Genomic DNA, 21,931 nt, shown 5'->3' on the forward strand with positions numbered 1-21,931 from the left:
CAATGTTCCGGCCGGGCCGGAACAGGGGAATGCAACCGGCTGCGGATACCCCTCCGGGCGTCCGCAGCCGGTCCGCGTTCCTACAGGTACTGCCCGGTATTCGCCACCGTGTCGATGGACCGCCCGGTGTCCGCGCCCTGCTTTCCGGTGACGAGCGTGCGGATGAACACGATCCGCTCGCCCTTCTTGCCGGAGATCCTGGCCCAGTCGTCCGGGTTGGTGGTGTTCGGAAGGTCCTCGTTCTCCTTGAACTCGTCCACACATGCCTGGAGGAGGTGGGAGACGCGCAGACCTTTCTGCCCTTGTTCGAGGAATGCCTTGATGGCCATTTTCTTTGCCCGGTCGACGATGTTCTGAATCATCGCGCCGGAGTTGAAGTCCTTGAAGTACAGGACTTCCTTGTCCCCGTTGGCGTACGTGACTTCGAGGAAGCGGTTCTCCTCGGATTCCGTGTACATCCGCTCCACGACGGACTGGATCATGGCGTGGGCGGCGGCCGGCCGGGAGCCGGTGTGCTCGGCCAGATCGTCCGCGTGCAGCGGCAGCGAGGGGGTCAGGTACTTGGCGAAGATGTCCTTGGCCGCCTCGGCGTCCGGACGCTCGATCTTGATCTTCACATCGAGGCGGCCGGGGCGCAGGATGGCGGGGTCGATCATGTCCTCGCGGTTGGAGGCGCCGATGACGATGACGTTCTCCAGGCCCTCCACGCCGTCGATCTCGGCGAGCAGCTGCGGGACGATGGTGTTCTCCACGTCCGAGCTCACTCCGCTGCCGCGGGTGCGGAAGAGGGATTCCATCTCGTCGAAGAAGACGATGACGGGCGTGCCCTCGCTCGCCTTCTCCCGGGCCCGCTGGAAGACGAGGCGGATGTGGCGCTCGGTCTCGCCGACGTACTTGTTGAGGAGCTCGGGGCCCTTGATATTGAGGAAGTAGCTCTTCCCCGCGGGCTGTCCGGTGACCTCGGCGACCTTCTTGGCGAGCGAGTTCGCGACGGCCTTGGCGATGAGCGTCTTGCCGCAGCCGGGCGGGCCGTAGAGCAGGATGCCCTTCGGCGGTCGCAGTTCGTGCTCCTTGAAGAGGTCGGGGTGCAGGTACGGCAGCTCGACCGCGTCGCGGATCAGCTCGATCTGGTCGCCCAGACCGCCGATCTTGTCGTAGTCGATGTCCGGGACCTCTTCGAGGACCAGCTCCTCGACCTCGCTCTTGGGGACCACCTCGTAGACGTACCCGGAGCGGGAGTCCAGCAGGAGGGCGTCACCGGAGCGGATGGTGATGTCCAGCAGCGGCTCGGCGAGCCGCACCACTCTCTCCTCGTCGGTGTGCCCGACCACCAGGGCGCGCTCGCCGTCCTCCAGGATCTCCTTGAGGGTGACGATGTCCCCGGCCCGCTCGAACTCCATGGCCTCGACCACGTTGAGCGCTTCGTTGAGCATGACCTCCTGGCCTCGCCGGAGGTCGTCGAGCTCGACGCTGGGGCTGACGTTCACCCGGAGCTTGCGGCCCCCGGTGAAGATGTCGCAGGTGCCGTCCTCGTTGGCCTGCAGGAAGACGCCGAAGCCGGCCGGCGGCTGCGCGAGCCGGTCGACCTCCTCCTTGAGGGCCACGATCTGGTCACGTGCCTCGCGGAGCGTGTTGGCGAGCCGCTCGTTCTGCGCGGACACGCCCGCCAGGTTCGTCTGCAACTCGACGATCCGCTCTTCGAGAACCCTCGTATGGCGCGGAGAGTCGGCGAGCTTACGTCGCAGGACGGCGATCTCCTGCTCAAGATAGGCAACCTGGCCGGCTGGGTCTTCTGACCCCCGCGCGGGCCGGATGCCGCGGTTGTTGTCGTCGTCGTGGGCTGCCACGGTCCTCACCTCCTCCATGGGGAGCTGGACGCTTCCTGACCCTACCTGGGTGGGTGGTGATTGAAACCCCTAGATCACAAAGACTGCGGGGCGTGTCCGATCTTCACCCTTGCGCTCTCCCTCACCAGAGGTGAATACCCACCCTTCGGCACCGGAAAGCGGCCGGTTGTATCGTCGAACCGTTCAACACCCGTCAGGGCTCGCTCCAATTGGTTCGGATACGCAGGGAACGGCAGGACACATGACCGTGCAGCAGGACTCGCCGGGCGACAGTGACACCCAGGACCTGGAGGTCTGGATCGACCAGGACCTCTGTACGGGCGACGGCATCTGCGTGCAGTACGCGCCCGAGGTCTTCGAGCTGGACATCGACGGCCTGGCCTATGTGAAGAGCAGCGACGACGAGCTGCTGCAGGACAAGGGCGCCACGACCCCCGTGCCGCTGCCGCTGCTGCGGGACGTGGTCGACTCGGCCAATGAGTGTCCGGGCGACTGCATCCACGTGCGGAGGGTTTCGGACAGCGTCGAGGTGTACGGGCCGGACGCGGACTGACCGGCCGCCGCCGGGCGCACGGAGGTCAGACGCTGCGCGCGAGGTCGCCGGCGCCGCGGACGAAGGCATCGCCCCGCCAGCGCCAGTCGGCCTGTTCCCGCTGGTCGGGGCAGCAGCGCGGCACGTCGAGCGAGGAGTAGCCGAGGAGGGTGGCCGAGACGACGCCCTTCCGTACGGCGAGGGCGCCGACCGTCTTCTTCTGAGCGGGGTCCACCAGGGTCGCCACGACCCGGGGTGAGGCCCCGCTCCCCTGCGTCAGCACGTAGACGCCGCTGGGCGGGGTCCCGGACCCGGCGGCGCAGTGCACCACGGCCACGGTCTCCGGCCGCCCGTCGCCGTCGAGGTCGCCCGGCGCGTGCCGCGCGACGGTGGTGCCCGCTCCGCCGCACTCCAGCGGGAAGTCGACCTCGGCCGGATCCGGCGCCTGGGCCGGGGGCGCGCCGTGCCGGGCCGCGGCGGGGCCGCCGCCGTCCGGGGCGGTCGCGGTGGCCGCACCCGGCTGGAGGAGGCCCGCCGCGGCGACGACGGCGGCCATGGCGGCTGCCGTGGCGAGCCAGTGCACCGGCTTGGCGGCGGTGTGCGCGAGGTCCGGGAGCGCGGAGGTCTGCACGCGGTATGTCTCCATGTGGTTCCTGGAAGCCCGGGAAGGCGGTGCCGGAGGAAGGTCGGCGGGTGTGACGGGTGGCCAGCATCGTGCCACACCTCACACCGGGGCGGAACGGCGGGGGGCCGCCGGTTTCCCGGGCGCGGGACCGGGCGCGGGAGACGACGAAGGCGCCGCCGCCCGGTTCCCCGGTCGGTCGGGGATCCGCGCGGCGGCGCCGGTGCGTCGGGCGGGTCAGCCGCGCGAGGCGGAGCCGCTCTGGCTGCCGGGTCCGTCGTAGTCCTCGCCGTAGGCGCCCTTGGACGGGCGGCGGCGGCGCAGCGGCGGCTCGACGCCGTCCGCGAGGCGCCGGGCGGTGACCAGGAAGCCGGTGTGGCCGATCATGCGGTGGTCGGGGCGGACCGCGAGGCCCTCGACGTGCCAGTTGCGGATCATCGACTCCCACGGCTGCGGCTCGGCGAAGCAGCCGATCTCGCGGATGGACTCGACGGTGCGCGAGAGCTGCGTCGTGGTCGCGACGTAGGCGCAGAGGATGCCGCCGGGCACCAGGGCCTTGGAGACGGCCTCCAGGCACTCCCAGGGGGCGAGCATGTCCAGCACGACGCGGTCGACGTCCGTGTCGGAGAGGTTGTCCTGGAGGTCTCCGACCGTCAGCTGCCAGGCGGGGTGCGGTGAGCCGAAGTAGCGCTCGACGTTCTGCTGGGCGATCTCGGCGAAGTCCTCGCGGCGCTCGTAGGAGTGCAGCATGCCCTGCTCGCCGATGGCGCGCAGGAGGAAGGTGCTGAGCGAGCCGGACCCGACCCCGGCCTCCACGACGCGGGCGCCGGGGAAGATGTCGGCGAAGGCCAGGATCTGCCCCGCGTCCTTGGGGTAGACCACGGCGGCGCCGCGGGGCATGGACAGGACGTAGTCGGGGAGCAGCGGGCGCAGCGCGAGGTAGGCGACGTTTCCCGTGGTTCGGACAACACTGCCCTCGGGAGCACCGATCAGCTCGTCGTGCGGGAAAGAACCCTTGTGGGTGTGGAAGTTCTTTCCGGCTTCGAGCGTGAAGGTGTAGTGGCGTCCCTTGGGGTCGGTGAGCTGGACCTGGTCCCCGACCTTGAAGGGCCCACGTCGGCGGGCGGCACCGGTCGGTTCAGACATGTGACCAGCCTACCGGTGATTCCGCGGCCGCCGACCGCCCGGTGGAGCGCGGTGGCGGGGCTCAGGCGCCGGGGCGGGCCATGGCCCGGACGAAGGCGCGTTCGACGTCGGCGGTGGAGAGCACGCCGTAGATCTGGCCCGTCTCCTCGACGACCAGGTACTCGGTGGCGGGGCTGGCCTTGAGGCGGTCCAGCAGGGCTTCTCCGGCGAGTTCGGCGGGGACCCTCATGCCCTCGGTCAGGTCCTGGGCCAGGGAGCCGACCGCGACCCAGGGGCGGCGGTGCTCCGGGACGCCGACGATGGCGGCCTCGCGGACGACGCCCTTGGGGCTGCCCTGTCCGTCGACGACGACCAGGGCGCGGGCGCCCGCCTCGTTGGCCCGGCGCAGCGCCTCGGAGAGCGGGGTGGCGGACTCGACGGGGACCGCGCGGCGGGTCAGGGTGCGGGCGCGCAGGTCGGGCAGGTGCTCGCGCAGCCGCGCCATCCGCAGGCTGTTCCCCGCGCCGGTCCAGATGATGCCGGCGAGGATCGCGGCGAGCAGGGCGTCGGTGACGGTCTCCACGCCGCCGATGTCGCGGCTGGAGTCGCCGAAGGCGCCGGTGTGGGTGAGCAGCGGCAGGCCGATGAGGACGGCGACGGCGAGGCCGCGGCCGACCCAGGCGGCGGCGACGGTGCCGCTCATGGGCTTGCCGGTGATCTTCCAGACGACGGCGCGCAGCATCCGGCCGCCGTCGAGCGGAAGGCCGGGCAGCAGGTTGAAGGCGGCCACGATGAGGTTGGAGATCATCAGGCCGGCGAGCAGCACCCCGGGGACGGTGCCGGGCTCGACGAACTCCATGGCGAGGTAGAAGACGCCGCCGAGGACCAGGGAGAGGAGGGGGCCGACGAAGGCGAGGATGAACTCGCGGCCGGGGGTCTCGGTCTCCTTCTCGATCTCGGACACGCCGCCGAAGAACTGGAGCTGGATGCGGCGGACCGGGAGCTTGTAGCGCAGGGCCGCCACGGTGTGGGCCAGCTCGTGCACGAGCACGGAGGCGTAGAAGGCGATCGCGAAGAACAGCGCGACCAGGTAGCGGAGGGCGCCGAGCTCGGGCAGCACGCGGTCGAGCTGGCCGCCGAAGACCCAGGTGATCAGCGCCGCGACGACGAACCAGCTGGGCGCGACGTACACGGGCACGCCGAAGGGGCGGCCCATGAGCAGGCCGCCGCCCGGATCGGCGGGGCGTCGGGGTTTGCCCTTCTCGGGGCCGGCGCCGGGGCCGGTGCCCCCTGCGCCGGGCTGCGGGCGCCCGTTGTCGCCGCTCTCGTCCACGGGGTCCCTTCGGTTCGTTCGGTGGCCGGTGCCACGATCATGCAGTGTGCGGGGGTCTGCCGTCGATGGTATGCCGCTCGGTGTCGGTGGCGGGCCGTAGGGTCTGGAGTCATGACCTCCGTGCCGCGGCAAGCCCAGCCGCCCTCGTCCCTGTCGCCGTCGCGGGCGAGCGATTTCATGCAGTGCCCCCTGCTCTACCGCTTCCGGGTGATCGACAAGCTGCCGGAGAAGCCCAGCGAGGCCGCGACGCGCGGCACGCTCGTCCACGCGGTGCTGGAGCGGCTCTTCGACGCTCCGGCGGCGGACCGCACCGCGCCGCGGGCGCGGGCCCTGGTCCCCGGGCAGTGGGACCGGCTGCTGGAGGCGAGGCCGGAGCTGGCCGAGCTGTTCGACGGGGACGCCGGGGGCGAGCGGCTGTCGCGCTGGCTGGGCGAGGCGGAGCGGCTGGTGGAGCGGTGGTTCTCGCTGGAGGACCCGACGCGGCTGGAGCCGGCCGAGCGCGAGCTGTCCGTGGAGACGGAGCTGGACTCGGGGCTGCGGCTGCGCGGGGTGATCGACCGGATCGATGTGGCGCCCAGCGGCGAGGTGCGGATCGTCGACTACAAGACGGGCAAGGCGCCGCGGCCGGAGTACGCCGACGGCCCGCTGTTCCAGATGACGTTCTACGCGCTGGTGATCCGGCGGCTGAAGGGCGTGCTGCCGCGCCGGCTCCAGCTGGTCTATCTGGGCAGCGGCGACGTCCTGACGTACGACCCGTCGATGGCGGATCTGGAGCGGGTGGAGCGCAAGCTGCTCGCGCTGTGGGAGGCCATCGCGCTGGCGACCCGGACGGGCGACTGGCGGCCGAGGCCGACGAAGCTGTGCGGCTGGTGCGATCACCGGGCGGTGTGCCCGGAATTCGGCGGGACTCCCCCGGTATATCCGCTGTCCGTGCGCCCGGCGGAGGCCGGTGAGGATGTCCAGGGCAGAATGGAGCCGGTCCGGGCCGAGGCCGGCCGATCCGTGGCCCTTGAGGGTCCCTAAGGAGTTTTCGTGGCTATCCGCGTCCTGCTGGTCGACGACCAGCCGCTGCTGCGCACCGGTTTCCGGATGATCCTGGAGGCCGAGGGCGATCTGGCGGTGGTGGGTGAGGCCGGTGACGGCCTGCAGGCCATCGACCAGGTGCGGGCGCTCCAGCCCGACGTGGTGCTGATGGACATCCGGATGCCGCGGATGGACGGCGTCGAGGCGACGCGCCAGATCACCGGTCCCGGCCGGGACGGTCCGGCGAAGGTGCTCGTGCTGACCACGTTCGACCTCGACGAGTACGTGGTGGAGGCGCTGCGCGCGGGGGCGAGCGGGTTCCTGCTGAAGGACGCGCCCGCCCATGAGCTGGTGCAGGCGATCCGGGTGGTGGCGGCGGGCGAGGCGATGCTCGCGCCGAGCATCACGCGGCGGCTGCTCGACAAGTACGCGGATCATCTGCCGTCCGGCGAGGAGCCGGTCCCGGACGCCCTGCACACGCTGACGGACCGCGAGGTGGAGGTCCTGAAGCTGGTGGCGCGCGGGCTGTCCAACGCCGAGATCGCCGCGGACCTCTTCGTCAGCGAGACGACGGTGAAGACGCATGTGGGCCACGTCCTGACGAAGCTGCGCCTGCGGGACCGGGTGCAGGCCGCCGTGTACGCGTACGAGAGCGGGCTGGTGCGCCCCGGGGCGCAGTAGCGGCGGCCCGGCACGGCAGGGCGCCGCCCGCTGGGGGGGCGGCGCGCGGGAGACGGCGGAGCCGTCCGGCCCGCGCCCCGAGGAGTGCGGGCCGGACGGCTCCCGGCGCGTACCGGCCGATGACCGCCGAGGCGGGTCAGGCGTCGGAGCGGTTGAGCTCCCAGAGCTGGAGTTCGGAGGTGGCGCTGATGGCCCACTCGACACCGTCGACCCCGTCGCGGGCGGCGACGTACTGCTTGGCCTGCCAGATCGGGAGGACCGGGACGTCGGTGGCGACGATGTCCTGGAGCTTCTCGTAGGTCTTGGCCGCGGCGCTGCGGTCGGCCTCGCGCCGGGACTGCGGGATGAGCACCCGCTGGGCCTCGATCGACCGGTAGGGCGAGTTGAGGAAGTTGTTCTCGTCCAGGAAGGGCGCGGTGTAGCTGTCCGGGTCGGGGAAGTCGGGGAACCAGCCCATGCCGTAGGCCGCGTAGTCGCCGCGCTTCTGCTCCGGCCGGAACTGCGCCCACTTCTCGCCCTCGACGGAGACGTCGAAGAGGCCGGAGGCGTTGAGCTGCCGCTGGAGCGCTCGGAATTCGTCGGCGGTGGCGGCGCCGTAGTGGTCGGTCGTGTAATGCAGGGTGAATTTCACCGGGGTCTTGATTCCGGCTTTCCGCAGGGTTTCGGCGGCCTTGGCGGTGCTGGGCTCGCCGTATTTGTTGAAGAACGAGTTCGTGTGGCCGGTGATGCTGGACGGAATGAGCGAGTAGAGCGGTTCCGCCGTGCTGCCGTAGACCTTGCCGGCGATCTCGCCTCGGTCGACGATCTGCGCGATGGCCTGCCGTACGGGCTTGCTGACCACGGGGTTCTTCGTGTTGAAGCCGAGGTAGCTGATGGCCAGGCTCGGCATCTCGGTGAGCTCGACGCCGTCCTTCGGCTTCACGAGCATGGCGCTGGCCTGCTCGGGCGACATGGCCCGGGTCATCATGTCGATGCTGCCCTCGTCCATCGCCTTGCCCATCGCCTTCGCGTCGGGGAAGAGGTCCAGCTCGATCTTGTCGTTGAGGACCTTCAGCGACCCCTTGTACGAGGGGTTGCGGGTGAGCTCGATGCGGACCACCCGGTCGCCCTCGGCCTCGGGCTTCATGGTGTACGGGCCGGAGCCGTCGATCTGGAAGCCGGTGCGCCCGCCGCGTGCCGGGTACTTCCCCTTCGGCACGATGCCCGCCGCGGGGGTGGCGAGCTTGTACGGGAAGGTGGCGTCGGGGGTCCGCAGATGGAAGACGATCTGGTCGTCGCCCTTGGTCTCGATCGTGTCGATGTTGGAGAGGAGCGCGATGGGACCGCTCTCCGCCTTGATGTCGATGACCCGCTGGATCGAGTACTTCACGTCCTCGGCGGTGATGGGCGTGCCGTCGGCGAAGGTGAGGCCGGCGCGCAGGGTGCACCGGTAGCTCTCGTTCTCGGTGTCCGTGAAGGTGCAGCTGCGGGCGGCCTCGGGAACCGGCGCGCCGCCGCCGCGGGGGGCGATGGTGAGGGTCTGCACGGTCTGGCGCAGGACGTTCCAGAGGCCCGCCTCGTAGCCGACGGCGGGGTCGAGCGGGGCGGGGTTGTCCTTGGAGGCCACGACCTGGTCCGTGGTGCCGACGACGATGGCGTTCTTTCCGCCGCCACCGGCGCTTTCCGTGCTGCCGCAGGCGGCGAGCACGGGTGCGAGCAGGCCGACGACGGCCGGCAGCACCAGGGTCTTGCGGTTCATCTGGACGTTCTCCCTCATCCCGGCAGGTGAGGAATCGAGATTAGTGGGCGCTGCCGACCGGGCCGACCGCCGCGTGCGGCCTGCGCATTCCCCCGACTACCGGGAGCTACGGCATATGACAGCGATATAGGACAGCTCCACCGATCTCAGCGGGACGCCTGGAAGCCCCGGGTGAGAAAGCTCACCCGCAATCACTCTTCGCTTATGCGCGATGCTTCGCCGTACGTTCACAGGACAGCACGGAAACGTACGGAACGGGGAGAGGTCTTCGCCCTTCATTCACAAGCGCGCGCCCAGAGCGGCCGGTCAGCCCGTTCCGGTGATGAGCCCGCGCAGGAACGCCAGGTCGACCTCTTCCAGGGAGGAGACGACGACGCGTCCGGTGGCGGGGGCGATCGGCGCGACCGAGGGGACGGCGACGACCCGGCAGCCGGCGGCCTCGGCGGCGGCGACGCCGGTCGCGGTGTCCTCGATGACGGCGCAGCGCCACGGGTCGGCGCCGAAGCCCGCCGCGGCGGTGAGGTAGGGCTCCGGGTCGGGCTTGGTCCGGGTCACCTCGTCTCCGGCGACCGTGAGCGCGAAGTGGTGGTGGCCCACCGAGTCCAGCACCCGGTCGATGATCCGGCGGTGCGAGGCGGAGACGAGGGCGGCGGGCACCTCGCAGGCGGCCAGTTCGGCGAGGAGCCGTCCGGCGCCGGGCATCAGGGGCACGCCGCGGGTGATGCGCTTCTCGAAGCCGTCGTTGAGCAGCACGGTCAGCTCGTCCAGCCGGATGTCGGCGCCGGTGGCCTCGATGAGGTATCCGGCGCTGCGGGCCATCGGACCGCCGACGACCACGTCCCGCCAGGACTCCTGCAGAGGGTGGCCCAGTGCGGCGAAGACCTCCCTCTCGACGTCCCACCAGAAGCCCTCCGTATCCACGAGGGTTCCGTCCATGTCGAGAAGGACCGCCTGCAGTGCGGCGCCTTCGGCCGTGCGGGTCAAGGACGCGGGGACCGTACTGGTCATCCGGCACACCTTCCGTAGGGACGAGAAGGCCGGCCGCCATTCCCGCATGGGGAGAGCGACCGGCCTGCACTGGACCGACCAGTGTACGACGTGTCCGGCCGGCGCGCGCGAACGGCGCGGAACCGCGCGGCGAGGAACCGGTGGCGCGCGGGTCCCGGCGGACGTCCCGGGGGCCTGTCCGGGAGGGTGCCCGGCGGTCCCTACCGGGCGTTGAAGTACTTCGCCTCGGGGTGGTGGATGACGATCGCGTCGGTGGACTGCTCCGGGTGGAGCTGGAACTCCTCGGAGAGGTGGACGCCGATCCGCTCGGGCTGGAGGAGGTCGGCGATCTTGGCCCGGTCCTCCAGGTCCGGGCAGGCGCCGTAGCCGAGGGAGAAGCGCGCACCGCGGTACTTCAGCGCGAACATGTCCTCGACGTCCGCCGGGTCCTCCCCGCCGAAGCCCAGCTCGCCGCGGACCCGCGCGTGCCAGTACTCGGCCAGCGCCTCGGCCAGCTGGACGGACAGGCCGTGCAGCTCCAGGTAGTCCCGGTAGGAGTCGGCTGCGAACAGCTCGGCGGTGGCCTCGCCGATCTTCGAGCCGACGGTGACGACCTGGAGGCCGATCACGTCCCGCTCGCCGGACTCCTCGGGGCGGAAGAAGTCCGCGAGGCACAGGCGGCGGCCCCGGCGCTGGCGGGGGAAGGTGAAGCGGGTGCGCTCGGAGCCGTCCTCGTGGAGCAGGATCAGGTCGTCGCCCTTGGAGACGCACGGGAAGTAGCCGTAGACGACGGCCGCCTCCAGCAGGTTCTCGGTGTGGAGCTTGTCCAGCCAGCCGCGCAGATGCGGCCGGCCCTCGGTCTCCACCAGCTCCTCGTACGTCGGCCCGTCGCCGGTACGGGCCTGCTTCAGGCCCCACTGGCCCTTGAAGAGGGCGCCTTCGTCGAGCCAGGAGGCGTACTCCTTGAGCTGGATGCCCTTGACGACCCGGGTGCCCCAGAACGGCGGCTCGGGCACCGGGTTGTCGATCCGGACGTCGGAGCGGACGCCCGCCTCGGGCTCGTCCGCCTCGGTCACCGGGGCGTCGCGCTTGGGCACCCGCCGCTGCTTCAGCTCCGGCAGCGCCGCTCCCGGGACGCCGCGCTTGACCGCGATCAGCGCGTCCATCAGCCGCAGCCCCTCGAAGGCGTCGCGGGCGTAGCGCACCTCGCCCTCGTAGATCTCGTGGAGGTCCTGTTCCACGTAGGCGCGGGTCAGGGCGGCGCCGCCGAGGATCACCGGGTAGTCGGCGGCCATGTTGCGCTGGTTGAGCTCCTGAAGGTTCTCCTTCATGATCACGGTGGACTTGACCAGCAGGCCGGACATGCCGATCACATCGGCGCGGTGCTCCTCGGCGGCCTCCAGGATCGCGGAGACCGGCTGCTTGATGCCGAGGTTGACGACGTTGTAGCCGTTGTTGGACAGGATGATGTCGACGAGGTTCTTGCCGATGTCGTGGACGTCGCCGCGGACGGTGGCGAGGACGATGGTGCCCTTGCCGTCGTCGTCGGTCTTCTCCATGTGCGGCTCCAGATGGGCCACCGCGGTCTTCATGACCTCGGCGGACTGGAGGACGAACGGCAGCTGCATCTGGCCGGAGCCGAACAGCTCGCCGACCACCTTCATGCCCGCGAGCAGCGTGTTGTTGACGATGTCGAGGGCGGGCGTGTCCTGAAGGGCCTCGTCGAGGTCGGCCTCCAGGCCGTTCTTCTCGCCGTCGATGATGCGGCGCTGGAGCCGTTCGTCGAGAGGGAGGGCGAGGAGTTCCTCGGCCTTCCCCGCCTTCATCGACTTCATGTTGACGCCCTCGAACAGCTCCATGAGCTTCTGGAGGGGGTCGTAGCCCTCGCTGCGGCGGTCGTAGATCAGGTCCAGGGCGGTCTTGACCTGCTCCTCCTCCAGCCGGGCGATCGGCAGGATCTTGGAGGCGTGCACGATGGCGGAGTCCAGGCCGGCCTTGACGCACTCGTCGAGGAAGACGGAGTTCAGCACGACGCGGGCGGCCGGGTTGAGGCCGAAGGAGATGTTGGACAGGCCCAGGGTGGTCTGGACGTCGGGGTGGCGCTTCTTGAGTTCGCGGATGGCGCCGATGGTGGCGATTCCGTCGCCGCGGGACTCCTCCTGACCGGTGCAGATGGTGAAGGTCAGGGTGTCGATGAGGATGTCGGACTCGTGGATGCCCCAGTTGCCGGTGAGGTCCTCGATGAGCCGCTCGGCGATGGCGACCTTGTGCTCGACGGTACGGGCCTGGCCCTCCTCGTCGATGGTCAGGGCGATCAGGGCGGCGCCGTGCTCGGAGGCCAGCGCGCTGACCTTGGCGAAGCGGGACTCGGGGCCGTCGCCGTCCTCGTAGTTGACCGAGTTCAGCACGGCGCGCCCGCCGAGCTTCTCCAGGCCGGCGCGCAGCACGGGCAGTTCGGTGGAGTCCAGCACGATCGGCAGGGTGGAGGCGGTGGCGAAGCGTCCGGCCAGCTCCGCCATGTCGGCGACGCCGTCACGGCCGACGTAGTCGACGCAGAGGTCGAGCATGTGCGCGCCCTCGCGGATCTGGTCGCGGGCCATCTCGACGCAGTCGTCCCAGCGGGCCTCCAGCATCGCCTCGCGGAACTTCTTGGAGCCGTTGGCGTTGGTCCGCTCGCCGATCGCCATGTACGAGGTGTCCTGGCGGAACGGGACGCTCTGGTAGAGCGAGGCGGCGCCCGGTTCGGGGCGCGGCCGCCGTTCGGCGGGGGTCAGGCCGCGGACGCGCTCGACGACCTGGCGCAGGTGCTCGGGGGTCGTGCCGCAGCAGCCGCCGACGAGCGAGAGCCCGTACTCGTGGACGAAGGTCTCCTGGGCGTCCGCCAGTTCGCCGGGTCCGAGCGGGTAGTGCGCGCCGTCCTTGCCGAGGACGGGCAGACCGGCGTTGGGCATGCAGGAGAGCGGGATGCGGGAATGCCGGGCGAGGTAGCGCAGGTGCTCGCTCATCTCGGCGGGGCCGGTGGCGCAGTTGAGGCCGATCATGTCGATGCCCAGCGGTTCCAGGGCCGTCAGCGCCGCGCCGATCTCCGAGCCCAGGAGCATCGTCCCGGTCGTCTCCACGGTCACCGAGCAGATCAGCGGGAGGCTGGTGCCGGTGGCCTCCAGGGCGCGCCGGGCCCCGATGACCGAGGCCTTGGTCTGGAGCAGGTCCTGGGTCGTCTCCACCAGCAGGGCGTCGGCGCCGCCGGCGATCATGCCCTCGGCGTTCCGCTGGTAGGCGTCGCGGAGCTTCGTGTACGGGGCGTGTCCCAGGGTCGGCAGCTTGGTGCCGGGCCCCATGGAGCCGAGCACCCAGCGCTGCTGCCCGGTCGAGGCGGTGAACTCGTCGGCGACCTCGCGGGCGATCCGGGCCCCGGATTCGGAGAGCTCGTACACCCGCTCGGGGATGTCGTACTCGCCGAGGGCGGCGAGGTTGGCGCCGAAGGTGTTCGTCTCGACGCAGTCCACGCCGACCGCGAAGTACTCCTCGTGGACGCGGCGCACGATGTCGGGGCGGGTGATGTTCAGGATCTCGTTGCAGCCTTCGAGGTTCTCGAAGTCCTCAAGGGTGGGGTCCTGCGCCTGGAGCATGGTGCCCATGGCGCCGTCGGCCACCACCACCCTGGTGGCGAGTGCGTCGCGCAGGGCGTCTGCTCGGGTCCGGCTGTCAGCGGCGGATGTCGGCAACGAGGCCATGGATGATCTCCCAGGGATGCGACGGCTGTCGGCTTTGCGTCCTCCTCCAGGAAGGCGCACCCGGCCAGCGTAGCCGGATGGTCCGCCACGTGGTCGGAGCGTCCATGGGGCGGACTGCATGCTGTCGGTGGCACGGGGCCGCCGACCGGCCGGCGGCGACTTTCCTCCGGAAGCGGGCGGAGGTCGGCATCGACCGATAGTGTTCAGCATTGTCGAACGAGTGGAGGAGTACGGCGCGATGGCCAAGAACATCCAGTCGCTGGAGCGGGCGGCGGCGATGCTGCGCCTGCTGGCGGGCGGCGAGCGCCGGCTGGGGCTCTCCGACATCGCCTCCTCGCTGGGGCTGGCCAAGGGCACCGCCCACGGGATCCTGCGCACCCTCCAGCTGGAGGGCTTCGTCGAGCAGGACGCGGCGTCGGGGCGGTACCAGCTCGGCGCGGAGCTGCTGCGGCTGGGCAACAGCTACCTGGACGTCCACGAGCTGCGGGCCCGCGCCCTGGTCTGGACGGACGACCTGGCGCGCTCCAGCGGCGAGAGCGTGCACCTGGGCGTGCTGCACCAGCACGGCGTGCTGATCGTGCACCACGTCTTCCGGCCCGACGACAGCCGCCAGGTGCTGGAGGTGGGGGCGATGCAGCCGCTGCACTCCACGGCGCTCGGCAAGGTGCTCGCCGCCTGCGACCCGGTGGCCCACAGCGAGGCCATGGAGGCGGAGCGCCGCCCGTTCACCGCTCGCACGGTCACGGCGGCCGACGAGTTCGAGGCGGTGCTCGACCTGGTGCGGGCGCGGGGCTGGGCCGCCGACACCGAGGAGACCTGGGAGGGCGTGGCGGCCGTGGCCGCCCCCGTCCACGATCGGCGGCGGATGCCGGTGGGCGCGGTGGCGGTGACCGGCGCGGTGGAGCGGGTCAGTCCGGGCGGCGTGCTGCGGCCCGAGCTGATCGCGGCGGTACGGGACTGCGCCCGCGCGGTCTCGCGGGACCTGGGGGCCGGCCGCTTCTGACGGCGCGGGCGGCCGGGCCGCCCGCCGGGCCGCCCGCCGCGCGGCCCTCTCGGCGGCGCTCCCCGTACGGTCGCCCGGACGGCCTGGACACCCACCCGCCCGGACCGATGGACCTGGCGCACATACCCGGGCACAACCGGGCATACCGTGGATGACGGTCTCGTTCCGCACCGGATCGGTGCCACTCAACCCTTGACGCTTCCTTCACTCAAGGGAAACATTGCCGTTCAACGGTCGGCATTGTCGAACGACTAACGGCAATACACGTTAGGGTGTGACAGTGCCACGGGCCGGTCAAGCCCTCACAGGTGGGCGGCCCACGCTTCGTGGATACCCACCTGGGGCGTGAACCACCGGAGTGATCCGGCGGTTCGCTCTCACCTGGACGAAGGACAAAGGAGTCACGGGTGTCCAGCTCCGACATCTTCATCGGCGAGACCATAGGTACCGCCGTCCTCATCCTGCTCGGCGCCGGCGTCTGTGCCGCCGTCACGCTGAAGCATTCGAAGGCCCGGAACGCGGGCTGGCTCGCCATCACCTTCGGGTGGGGCTTCGCCGTGCTGACCGGCGCCTATCTGGCCGGCGGCGTCTCGGGGGCCCACCTCAACCCGGCGGTCACGCTCGGCCTCGCCATCCAGGGCGGTACGGCCTGGGGCGACGTCCCCCTCTACCTCGGCTCCCAGCTGCTCGGCGCGATGATCGGCGCCGTCCTGGCGTGGGCGGTCTACTACGGGCAGTTCCGGGCCCATCTGACGGACCCGGAGATCATCGGGGCCCGGCCCACGGAGGAGGGCATGGTCGACCAGGCCGCCGCGCCGAAGGCCGGCCCCGTGCTCGGGATCTTCTCCACCGGTCCGGAGATCCGCAACGCCCCGCAGAACGTCGTCACCGAGATCATCGCCACCACCGTGCTCGTCCTCGCGATCCTCACCCAGGGCCTCAACGCCGACGGCGACGGCCTCGGCACGCTCGGCGCGCTGATCACGGCCCTGGTGGTCGTCGGCATCGGCCTCTCGCTCGGCGGCCCCACCGGATACGCGGTCAACCCGGTCCGCGACCTCGGCCCCCGCATCGTGCACTCCCTGCTGCCGCTGCCTAACAAGGGTGGTTCGGACTGGGGCTACGCGTGGGTACCCATCGTGGGCCCGCTCGTCGGCGGGGCCCTCGCCGGCGGGCTCTACAACCTCGCCTTCGCCTAGCTCGCAGCCGTACCCTCCACCTCCTCACAGACTCCGGGAGCACACCGTGACCGACGCACACACCACCGGCAGCCACGGCACCGGCCCGTTCATCGCGGCCATCGACCAGGGCACCACCTCCAGCCGCTGCATCGTCTTCGACAAGGACGGCCGGATCGTCTCCGTCGACCAGAAGGAGCACGAGCAGATCTTCCCGAAGCCCGGCTGGGTCGAGCACGACGCGAGCGAGATCTGGGAGAACGTCCAGGAGGTCGTCGCCGGGGCCATCGTCAAGGCGGGCATCACCTCCGCCGACGTCAAGGCCATCGGCATCACCAACCAGCGCGAGACCACACTGCTGTGGGACCGCAGGACCGGCGAGCCGGTCCACAACGCCCTCGTCTGGCAGGACACCCGCACCGACGCGCTCTGCCGGGAACTCGGCCGCAACGTGGGCCAGGACCGGTTCCGCCGCGAGACCGGGCTGCCGCTCGCCTCGTACTTCGCCGGGCCCAAGGTCCGCTGGCTCCTCGACAACGTCGAAGGGCTGCGCGAGCGCGCCGAGGCCGGCGACATCCTCTTCGGCACCATGGACTCCTGGGTCATCTGGAACCTGACCGGCGGCGCCGACGGCGGCGTCCACGTCACCGACGTCACCAACGCCTCGCGCACCCTCCTGATGAACCTGCACACGATGACGTGGGACGAGAAGATCCTCTCCTCCATCGGCATCCCGGCCGCGGTCCTCCCGGAGATCCGCTCCTCGGCCGAGGTGTACGGCCACGCCAAGGGCGGCGTCCTGGACGGCGTCCCGGTGGCCTCCGCGCTCGGCGACCAGCAGGCGGCCCTGTTCGGCCAGACCTGTTTCGCCGAGGGCGAGGCCAAGTCCACGTACGGCACCGGCACCTTCATGCTGATGAACACCGGCGGGACCCCGGTGAACTCGTACAACGGCCTGCTGACCACCGTGGGTTACCGGATCGGCGACGAGCCCCCGGTGTACGCGCTGGAGGGCTCCATCGCGGTCACCGGTTCGCTGGTGCAGTGGATGCGCGACCAGATGGGCCTGATCAAGTCCGCCGCCGAGATCGAGACGCTGGCCTCCACGGTCGAGGACAACGGCGGCGCGTACTTCGTGCCCGCCTTCTCCGGCCTGTTCGCGCCCTACTGGCGGCCCGACGCCCGCGGTGTGATCACCGGCCTCACCCGCTACGTCACCAAGGCGCACATCGCCCGTGCCGTGCTGGAGGCCACCGCCTGGCAGACGCGGGAGATCAGCGACGCCATGACGAAGGACTCCGGCGTCGAGCTGACCGCGCTCAAGGTCGACGGCGGCATGACCTCCAACAACCTGCTGATGCAGACGCTCGCCGACTTCCTGGACGCCCCCGTGGTGCGGCCCATGGTCGCCGAGACCACCTGCCTCGGCGCGGCTTACGCCGCCGGCCTCGCCGTCGGCTTCTGGCCGGACACCGACGCGCTGCGCGCCAACTGGCGCCGGGCCGCCGAGTGGACCCCCCGCATGGACGCGGACACCCGCGCCCGCGAGTACAAGAGCTGGCTCAAGGCCGTGGAACGGACCATGGGCTGGATCGAGAACGAGGAGTAAGCGATATGACCACCCTGCGCAGCGTGCCCACCCTGGGCACGCACCCGGTCTCCGGCTCCCTGCCGAGCCGCGCCGAGACCCGGGACCAGCTGTCCCGGGCCACGTACGACCTCCTGGTCATCGGCGGCGGCATCCTGGGCATCTCCACCGCCTGGCATGCCGCGCAGTCCGGGCTGCGGGTGGCCCTGGTGGACGCCGGCGACTTCGCCGGCGCCACCTCCTCCGCCTCGTCCAAGCTGCTCCACGGCGGTCTGCGCTACCTCCAGACCGGTGCGGTCAGGCTCGTCGCCGAGAACCACTTCGAGCGGCGGGCGGTCTCCCGCGAGGTCGCGCCGCACCTGGCCAACCCGCTCACCTTCTACCTGCCGGTCTACAAGGGCGGCCCGCACGGCGCGGCCAAGCTCGGCGCGGGCGTCTTCGCCTACTCCGCGCTGTCCGCGTTCGGCGACGGCGTCGGCCATGTGATCAGCCCGACGCGGGCGCAGCGCGACGTCCCGGAGCTGCGTACGGAGAACCTGAAGGCCGTCGCGGTGTACGGCGACGACCAGATGAACGACGCCCGGATGGCGCTGATGACGGTCCGCGCGGCCGTCGAGGCGGGGGCGGTGGTCCTCAACCACGCGGCGGTCTCCGGACTCCGGTTCACCCGCGGCCGGGTGACCGGCGCGGACCTGGAGGACCGGCTGGACGGCACGGAGTTCGGCGTCGACGCCCGGCTCGTCCTGAACGCCACCGGACCCTGGGTCGACCACCTGCGGAAGATGGAGGACCCGAACGCGGCGCCCTCCATCCGCCTCTCCAAGGGCGCGCACCTGGTGCTGAGGCGGACCCGGCCGTGGCGGGCGGCGCTGGCCACCCCGATCGACAAGTACCGGATCACGTTCGCGCTGCCGTGGGAGGACATGCTGCTGCTCGGCACCACGGACGAGGAGTACGAGGGCGATCCGGGCGATGTCGCGGTGACCGAGGCGGACACCGCGCAGATCCTGGACGAGGCGGCGTTCTCGGTCAGGGACCAGCAGCTGTCCCGCGACCTGATCACCTACTCCTTCGCGGGCCTGCGGGTGCTGCCCGGAGGCCCCGGCGACACGTCCAAGGCCAAGCGCGAGACGGTCGTGACGGAGGGCCGCGGCGGCATGCTGTCCGTCGCGGGCGGCAAGTGGACGACGTTCCGCCACATCGGCCGCACCGTCATGAACAAGCTGGCGGCCCTGCCCGGCCAGCCGCTGGCCGAGGACATGGAGCCGATGGCCCGGCTGCCGAGGAAGCTGCCGCTGCCCGGGATCGCCAACCCGAACGCGGTCGCGCACCGGCTGCTGGTCGACGGCGGCACGCCCGGTCCGCGCATGGCGCCGGAGACCGCCCGGCACCTGGCCACGCACTACGGCTCGCTCGCCTTCGACATAGCGCGGCTGGCGAACGAGGACCCGGCGCTGGCCGAGCGCGTCCACCCCGACGCCCCGGAGATCTGGGCCCAGGTCGCCTACGCCCGGGACCACGAGTGGGCCGAGACGGCGGACGACGTCCTGCGCCGCCGTACGACCCTGACGATCCGTGGGCTGGCCACGGACGACGTGCGCGGCAGGGTCGAGAAGATGCTGGCCGAGCGGGACTGATCCGAAGGAGCTGTACGAGGCGCGGGCGCGGAAGGACTGACGCCGCGTCCGGCGGGCCGGGCCGGCTGCGACCCGCCGTCCCGCACGATCGAGGACGCGATCGCGAACGGACCGGAGCTGAACCGTCGGGCGCTCACTGATTCCCCGTTCGGGGCGGTGATGCACGTCCGGTGGCAAGGTTCACCCGGCCGTGCCACGGGGCTGCGGCGGGAGTGCCGTGAAGCCGTAAGGTTGCTCCGTACGTATGGAGACGTCGGAAGGAGGCCTGGGTGATCGAGCTCGAGGGAGTGCCCGAGCTGGTCGACCCGGTCATGGTGGCCGCGTTCGAAGGCTGGAACGACGCCGGTGACGCCGCCTCGACGGCGGTCGGCCATCTGGACCGGGAGTGGAAGGGCGAGGTGTTCGCGGCGCTCGACGCCGAGGACTACTACGACTTCCAGGTCAACCGGCCCACGGTGTGGCTGGACGGCGGGGTGCGGAAGATCACCTGGCCGACCACCCGCCTCTCCGTGGTGCGCGTCGGCGGTGAGAAGCCCCGGGACCTGGTCCTGGTGCGGGGCATCGAGCCGTCGATGCGGTGGCGTTCGTTCTGCAACGAGATCCTCGGCTTCGCGCACGAGCTGGGCGTGGAGATGGTCGTCATCCTGGGCGCGTTGCTCGGCGACACCCCGCACACGCGCCCGGTCCCGGTCAGCGGTGTCACCTCCGACGCGGATCTGGCCCGGACGATGGATCTGGAGGAGACCCGGTACGAGGGCCCGACGGGGATCGTCGGCATCCTCCAGGAGGCGTGCACGCACGCCGGGGTGCCCGCGGTGAGCCTGTGGGCGGCGGTGCCGCACTACGTGTCGCAGCCGCCGAACCCCAAGGCGACGCTGGCCCTGCTCAACCGGCTGGAGGACCTGATCGGGCTGCGCATCCCGCTGGGCGAGCTGCCCGAGGACGCGCGGGCCTGGCAGGTCGGGGTGGACCAACTGGCGGCCGAGGACAGCGAGGTCGCGGAGTACGTCCAGACGCTGGAGGAGGCGCGGGACACCGCGGAACTGCCCGAGGCGTCCGGCGAGGCCATCGCCCGGGAGTTCGAGCGGTATCTGCGGCGGCGGGACGGCGGACCCGGACAGGGGCCGGGCGGCCATGCCACGGAGAGCGGCGACGCCTCCTACCTGCGGGACCCCTCCGGCGGCCGGAACCGTCCGCCCAAGCCGCAGCGCCCGGAGCCGGGCTCCCTCCCGCCGGGCGGGCGGGAGACCACCGCGCCGGGCGAGGGCTCCGGCGGGAGCAGGAGCGGGGGCGACGACGCGGGCGAGGGACGATCCGACACCCCGTCGTCCGAGGACGGCCCGGACGCGAAGGGCTCGGACGCGAAGGGCCCGGACGCGGACGGCCCGCACGACAAGGGCCCGGACGGGAACGGCCCGGACGAGGGCTGAGCCGCCGGCCGTGCTTGCGCGGCAGCGGCGATCGCGCGAACAGACGGGCCGGCCCCGGGCTTCACGGAGAAGTCCGGGGCCGGCCCGTGGATCGCGCCGGGCGGCGGAAGCCGCCCGGCGTCGTCACAGCGCGACGCCGAGCAGCGCGTCGACGGTGCGCGAGACGAGGCCGGGCGCGCCTTCGTCCGTACCGCCCTCGGCGCTCTGCCTCTCGGCCCAGCGGTCCACGGCGGCCAGCGCCGCGGGGGCGTCCAGATCGTCGGCGAGGGCCTCGCGGACCTCGGCGAGCAGGGCGTCGGCGGACGGCCCGTCGGGACGTGAGACGGCGGCGCGCCAGCGGGCGAGCCGCTCGACGGCTTCGGCCAGCACCTGGTCGGTCCACTCCCAGTCGGCCCGGTAGTGGCGCGAGAGCAGGGCGAGCCGGATGGCCGCGGGGTCGACGCCGTCGCGGCGCAGTGCCGAGACGAAGACCAGGTTGCCGCGGGACTTGGACATCTTCTCGCCGTCGAGACCGACCATGCCGGCGTGGACGTAAGCCTTGGCGAACGGGTGCTCGCCGGTCAGGGCCTGGGCGTGGGAGGCGCCCATCTCGTGGTGCGGGAAGGCGAGGTCGGAGCCGCCGCCCTGGATGTCGAAGCCCATGCCGAGGTGGTCGAGCGCGATGGCGACGCACTCGATGTGCCAGCCGGGGCGGCCCGCGCCGAGCGACGCGCCGTCCCAGCTCGGCTCGCCCGGACGGGCCGCCGTCCAGAGCATCGGGTCGAGGGGGTTCTTCTTGCCGGGGCGCTCCGGGTCGCCACCGCGTTCGGCGGAGAGCAGGCGCATCGCCTCGGCGTCGAGGCCGGAGACCTCGCCGAAGTGCGGGTCGGTGTCGACGGAGAAGTAGACGTCGCCGTCCAGGTCGTAGGCGGCGCCGGCGTCGCGCAGGCGTTCCACGAGGGGGACGATGCCGGGTATCGCCTCGACCGCGCCGATGTAGTGCCGCGGGGGCAGCATCCGCAGAGCGGTCATGTCCTCGCGGAAGAGGGCCGTCTCGCGCTCCGCGAGCTCGGTCCAGTCCTCGCCGTCGCGCGCGGCCCGCTCCAGCAGCGGATCGTCCACGTCGGTCACGTTCTGGACGTAGTGAACCTGCCGCTTGGTATCGAGCCACACGCGCTGAACGAGGTCGAACGCGTTGTAGGTCGCCGCATGACCCAGGTGGGTCGCGTCGTACGGCGTGATGCCGCAGACGTAGATGCGGGCGACGGGACCGGGGTCACAGGTGATCCGTCCGCCGGTCGCGGTGTCGTGGATCCGAAGGTCGCGGCCCTTGCCGGGCAGGGCGGGGACCTCAGAAGCGGGCCAGGCATGCATGTCATGAGCGTAACCGGACGATGCTTCCGGATACGAACCGGATCCGGGATCCTGTCCGAACCGGCGCTCTTGCGCGCGACGGCCCTTCAGCGGTACGGGACGGCCCAGGGGGTCCGCCCA

At 71.4% G+C, this 21,931-nt stretch carries 16 protein-coding genes; 8 read left to right on the forward strand and 8 right to left on the reverse strand.

The genetic code is table 11. From position 1 onward, the window contains the following. Positions 1-80: 80 nt before the first annotated feature. Positions 81-1,847: a proteasome ATPase gene (gene arc / locus EES43_RS04450; RefSeq protein ID WP_124267465.1), complete on the reverse strand. Its 1,767-nt coding sequence runs from the start codon at positions 1,845-1,847 to the stop codon at positions 81-83. A 241-nt stretch (positions 1,848-2,088) separates the two neighbouring features. On the opposite strand from arc, the gene EES43_RS04460 reads away from it, so the two are divergent. Beyond that, positions 2,089-2,400: a ferredoxin gene (locus tag EES43_RS04460; RefSeq protein WP_124267466.1), complete on the forward strand. Its 312-nt coding sequence runs from the start codon at positions 2,089-2,091 to the stop codon at positions 2,398-2,400. 25 nt (positions 2,401-2,425) lie between these two features. Here EES43_RS04460 and EES43_RS04465 read toward each other — a convergent pair whose 3' ends face one another. The 3 genes from EES43_RS04465 to EES43_RS04475 all read right to left on the reverse strand — a co-directional run bounded on the left by EES43_RS04465 (position 2,426) and on the right by EES43_RS04475 (position 5,459). Next, the gene (locus EES43_RS04465) at positions 2,426-3,010 is read right to left on the reverse strand and encodes a hypothetical protein (protein WP_124271781.1); all 585 of its coding nucleotides are present in this window, start codon (positions 3,008-3,010) and stop codon (positions 2,426-2,428) included. 228 nt (positions 3,011-3,238) lie between these two features. Then, the gene (locus EES43_RS04470; RefSeq protein ID WP_124267467.1) at positions 3,239-4,147 is read right to left on the reverse strand and encodes a tRNA (adenine-N1)-methyltransferase; all 909 of its coding nucleotides are present in this window, start codon (positions 4,145-4,147) and stop codon (positions 3,239-3,241) included. 61 nt (positions 4,148-4,208) lie between these two features. Then, positions 4,209-5,459: a site-2 protease family protein gene (locus EES43_RS04475; RefSeq protein WP_124267468.1), complete on the reverse strand. Its 1,251-nt coding sequence runs from the start codon at positions 5,457-5,459 to the stop codon at positions 4,209-4,211. 177 nt (positions 5,460-5,636) lie between these two features. Between EES43_RS04475 and EES43_RS04480 the strand changes: the two genes are divergently transcribed. Further along, positions 5,637-6,482, forward strand: a complete 846-nt coding sequence (locus EES43_RS04480; RefSeq protein ID WP_241192606.1) for a RecB family exonuclease — start codon at positions 5,637-5,639, stop codon at positions 6,480-6,482. A gap of 9 nt (positions 6,483-6,491) precedes the next feature. Beyond that, on the forward strand, positions 6,492-7,163 hold the full coding sequence (locus EES43_RS04485) for a response regulator (RefSeq protein ID WP_124267470.1): 672 nt from the start codon (positions 6,492-6,494) through the stop codon (positions 7,161-7,163). Between the two features lie 136 nt (positions 7,164-7,299). Here EES43_RS04485 and EES43_RS04490 read toward each other — a convergent pair whose 3' ends face one another. The 3 genes from EES43_RS04490 to metH all read right to left on the reverse strand — a co-directional run bounded on the left by EES43_RS04490 (position 7,300) and on the right by metH (position 13,622). Further along, positions 7,300-8,901 carry an ABC transporter substrate-binding protein gene (locus EES43_RS04490; RefSeq protein ID WP_124267471.1) on the reverse strand — a complete coding sequence of 534 codons (1,602 nt, stop codon included), beginning with the start codon at positions 8,899-8,901 and terminating at the stop codon, positions 7,300-7,302. Between the two features lie 306 nt (positions 8,902-9,207). Beyond that, positions 9,208-9,909: an HAD family hydrolase gene (locus EES43_RS04495; RefSeq protein WP_124267472.1), complete on the reverse strand. Its 702-nt coding sequence runs from the start codon at positions 9,907-9,909 to the stop codon at positions 9,208-9,210. 200 nt (positions 9,910-10,109) lie between these two features. Next, positions 10,110-13,622 (reverse strand): methionine synthase, encoded by a 3,513-nt coding sequence (gene metH, locus EES43_RS04500; protein ID WP_124267473.1) that lies wholly within the window; start codon positions 13,620-13,622, stop codon positions 10,110-10,112. A 220-nt stretch (positions 13,623-13,842) separates the two neighbouring features. Here metH and EES43_RS04505 point away from each other — a divergent pair, with 220 nt between their 5' ends. From EES43_RS04505 to EES43_RS04525, 5 genes are all read left to right on the forward strand, one after another. Then, positions 13,843-14,625 carry an IclR family transcriptional regulator gene (locus EES43_RS04505; RefSeq protein WP_124271782.1) on the forward strand — a complete coding sequence of 261 codons (783 nt, stop codon included), beginning with the start codon at positions 13,843-13,845 and terminating at the stop codon, positions 14,623-14,625. Between the two features lie 407 nt (positions 14,626-15,032). Next, on the forward strand, positions 15,033-15,824 hold the full coding sequence (locus EES43_RS04510; protein WP_124267474.1) for an MIP/aquaporin family protein: 792 nt from the start codon (positions 15,033-15,035) through the stop codon (positions 15,822-15,824). Between the two features lie 46 nt (positions 15,825-15,870). Beyond that, positions 15,871-17,412 (forward strand): glycerol kinase GlpK, encoded by a 1,542-nt coding sequence (gene glpK / locus EES43_RS04515; protein WP_124267475.1) that lies wholly within the window; start codon positions 15,871-15,873, stop codon positions 17,410-17,412. A 5-nt stretch (positions 17,413-17,417) separates the two neighbouring features. Next, entirely contained in the window at positions 17,418-19,028 is a 1,611-nt protein-coding gene (locus EES43_RS04520; protein ID WP_124267476.1) for a glycerol-3-phosphate dehydrogenase/oxidase, read from the forward strand. A gap of 269 nt (positions 19,029-19,297) precedes the next feature. Beyond that, complete coding sequence (locus tag EES43_RS04525; protein WP_124267477.1) at positions 19,298-20,458, forward strand: PAC2 family protein; 1,161 nt, start codon at positions 19,298-19,300, stop codon at positions 20,456-20,458. 123 nt (positions 20,459-20,581) lie between these two features. Here the strand turns inward: EES43_RS04525 and mshC are convergent, their stop codons facing one another. Beyond that, the gene (mshC, locus tag EES43_RS04530; RefSeq protein WP_124267478.1) at positions 20,582-21,811 is read right to left on the reverse strand and encodes a cysteine--1-D-myo-inosityl 2-amino-2-deoxy-alpha-D-glucopyranoside ligase; all 1,230 of its coding nucleotides are present in this window, start codon (positions 21,809-21,811) and stop codon (positions 20,582-20,584) included. Between the last annotated feature and the right edge of the window lie 120 nt (positions 21,812-21,931).

It is taken from the genome of Streptomyces sp. ADI96-02 (assembly GCF_003846185.1).
Classification (GTDB): Bacteria; Actinomycetota; Actinomycetes; order Streptomycetales; family Streptomycetaceae; genus Streptomyces.

Bases quoted from the DNA above. Each gene is read 5' to 3' on its own strand.
- metH (WP_124267473.1), bottom strand. From the start codon at position 13,622: ATGGCCTCGTTGCCGACATCCGCCGCTGACAGCCGGACCCGAGCAGAC.
- EES43_RS04480 (WP_241192606.1), top strand. From the start codon at position 5,637: ATGCAGTGCCCCCTGCTCTACCGCTTCCGGGTGATCGACAAGCTGCCG.
- EES43_RS04470 (WP_124267467.1), bottom strand. From the start codon at position 4,147: ATGTCTGAACCGACCGGTGCCGCCCGCCGACGTGGGCCCTTCAAGGTC.
- EES43_RS04520 (WP_124267476.1), top strand. From the start codon at position 17,418: ATGACCACCCTGCGCAGCGTGCCCACCCTGGGCACGCACCCGGTCTCC.
- EES43_RS04490 (WP_124267471.1), bottom strand. From the start codon at position 8,901: ATGAACCGCAAGACCCTGGTGCTGCCGGCCGTCGTCGGCCTGCTCGCA.
- mshC (WP_124267478.1), bottom strand. From the start codon at position 21,811: ATGCATGCCTGGCCCGCTTCTGAGGTCCCCGCCCTGCCCGGCAAGGGC.
- EES43_RS04460 (WP_124267466.1), top strand. From the start codon at position 2,089: ATGACCGTGCAGCAGGACTCGCCGGGCGACAGTGACACCCAGGACCTG.
- EES43_RS04495 (WP_124267472.1), bottom strand. From the start codon at position 9,909: ATGACCAGTACGGTCCCCGCGTCCTTGACCCGCACGGCCGAAGGCGCC.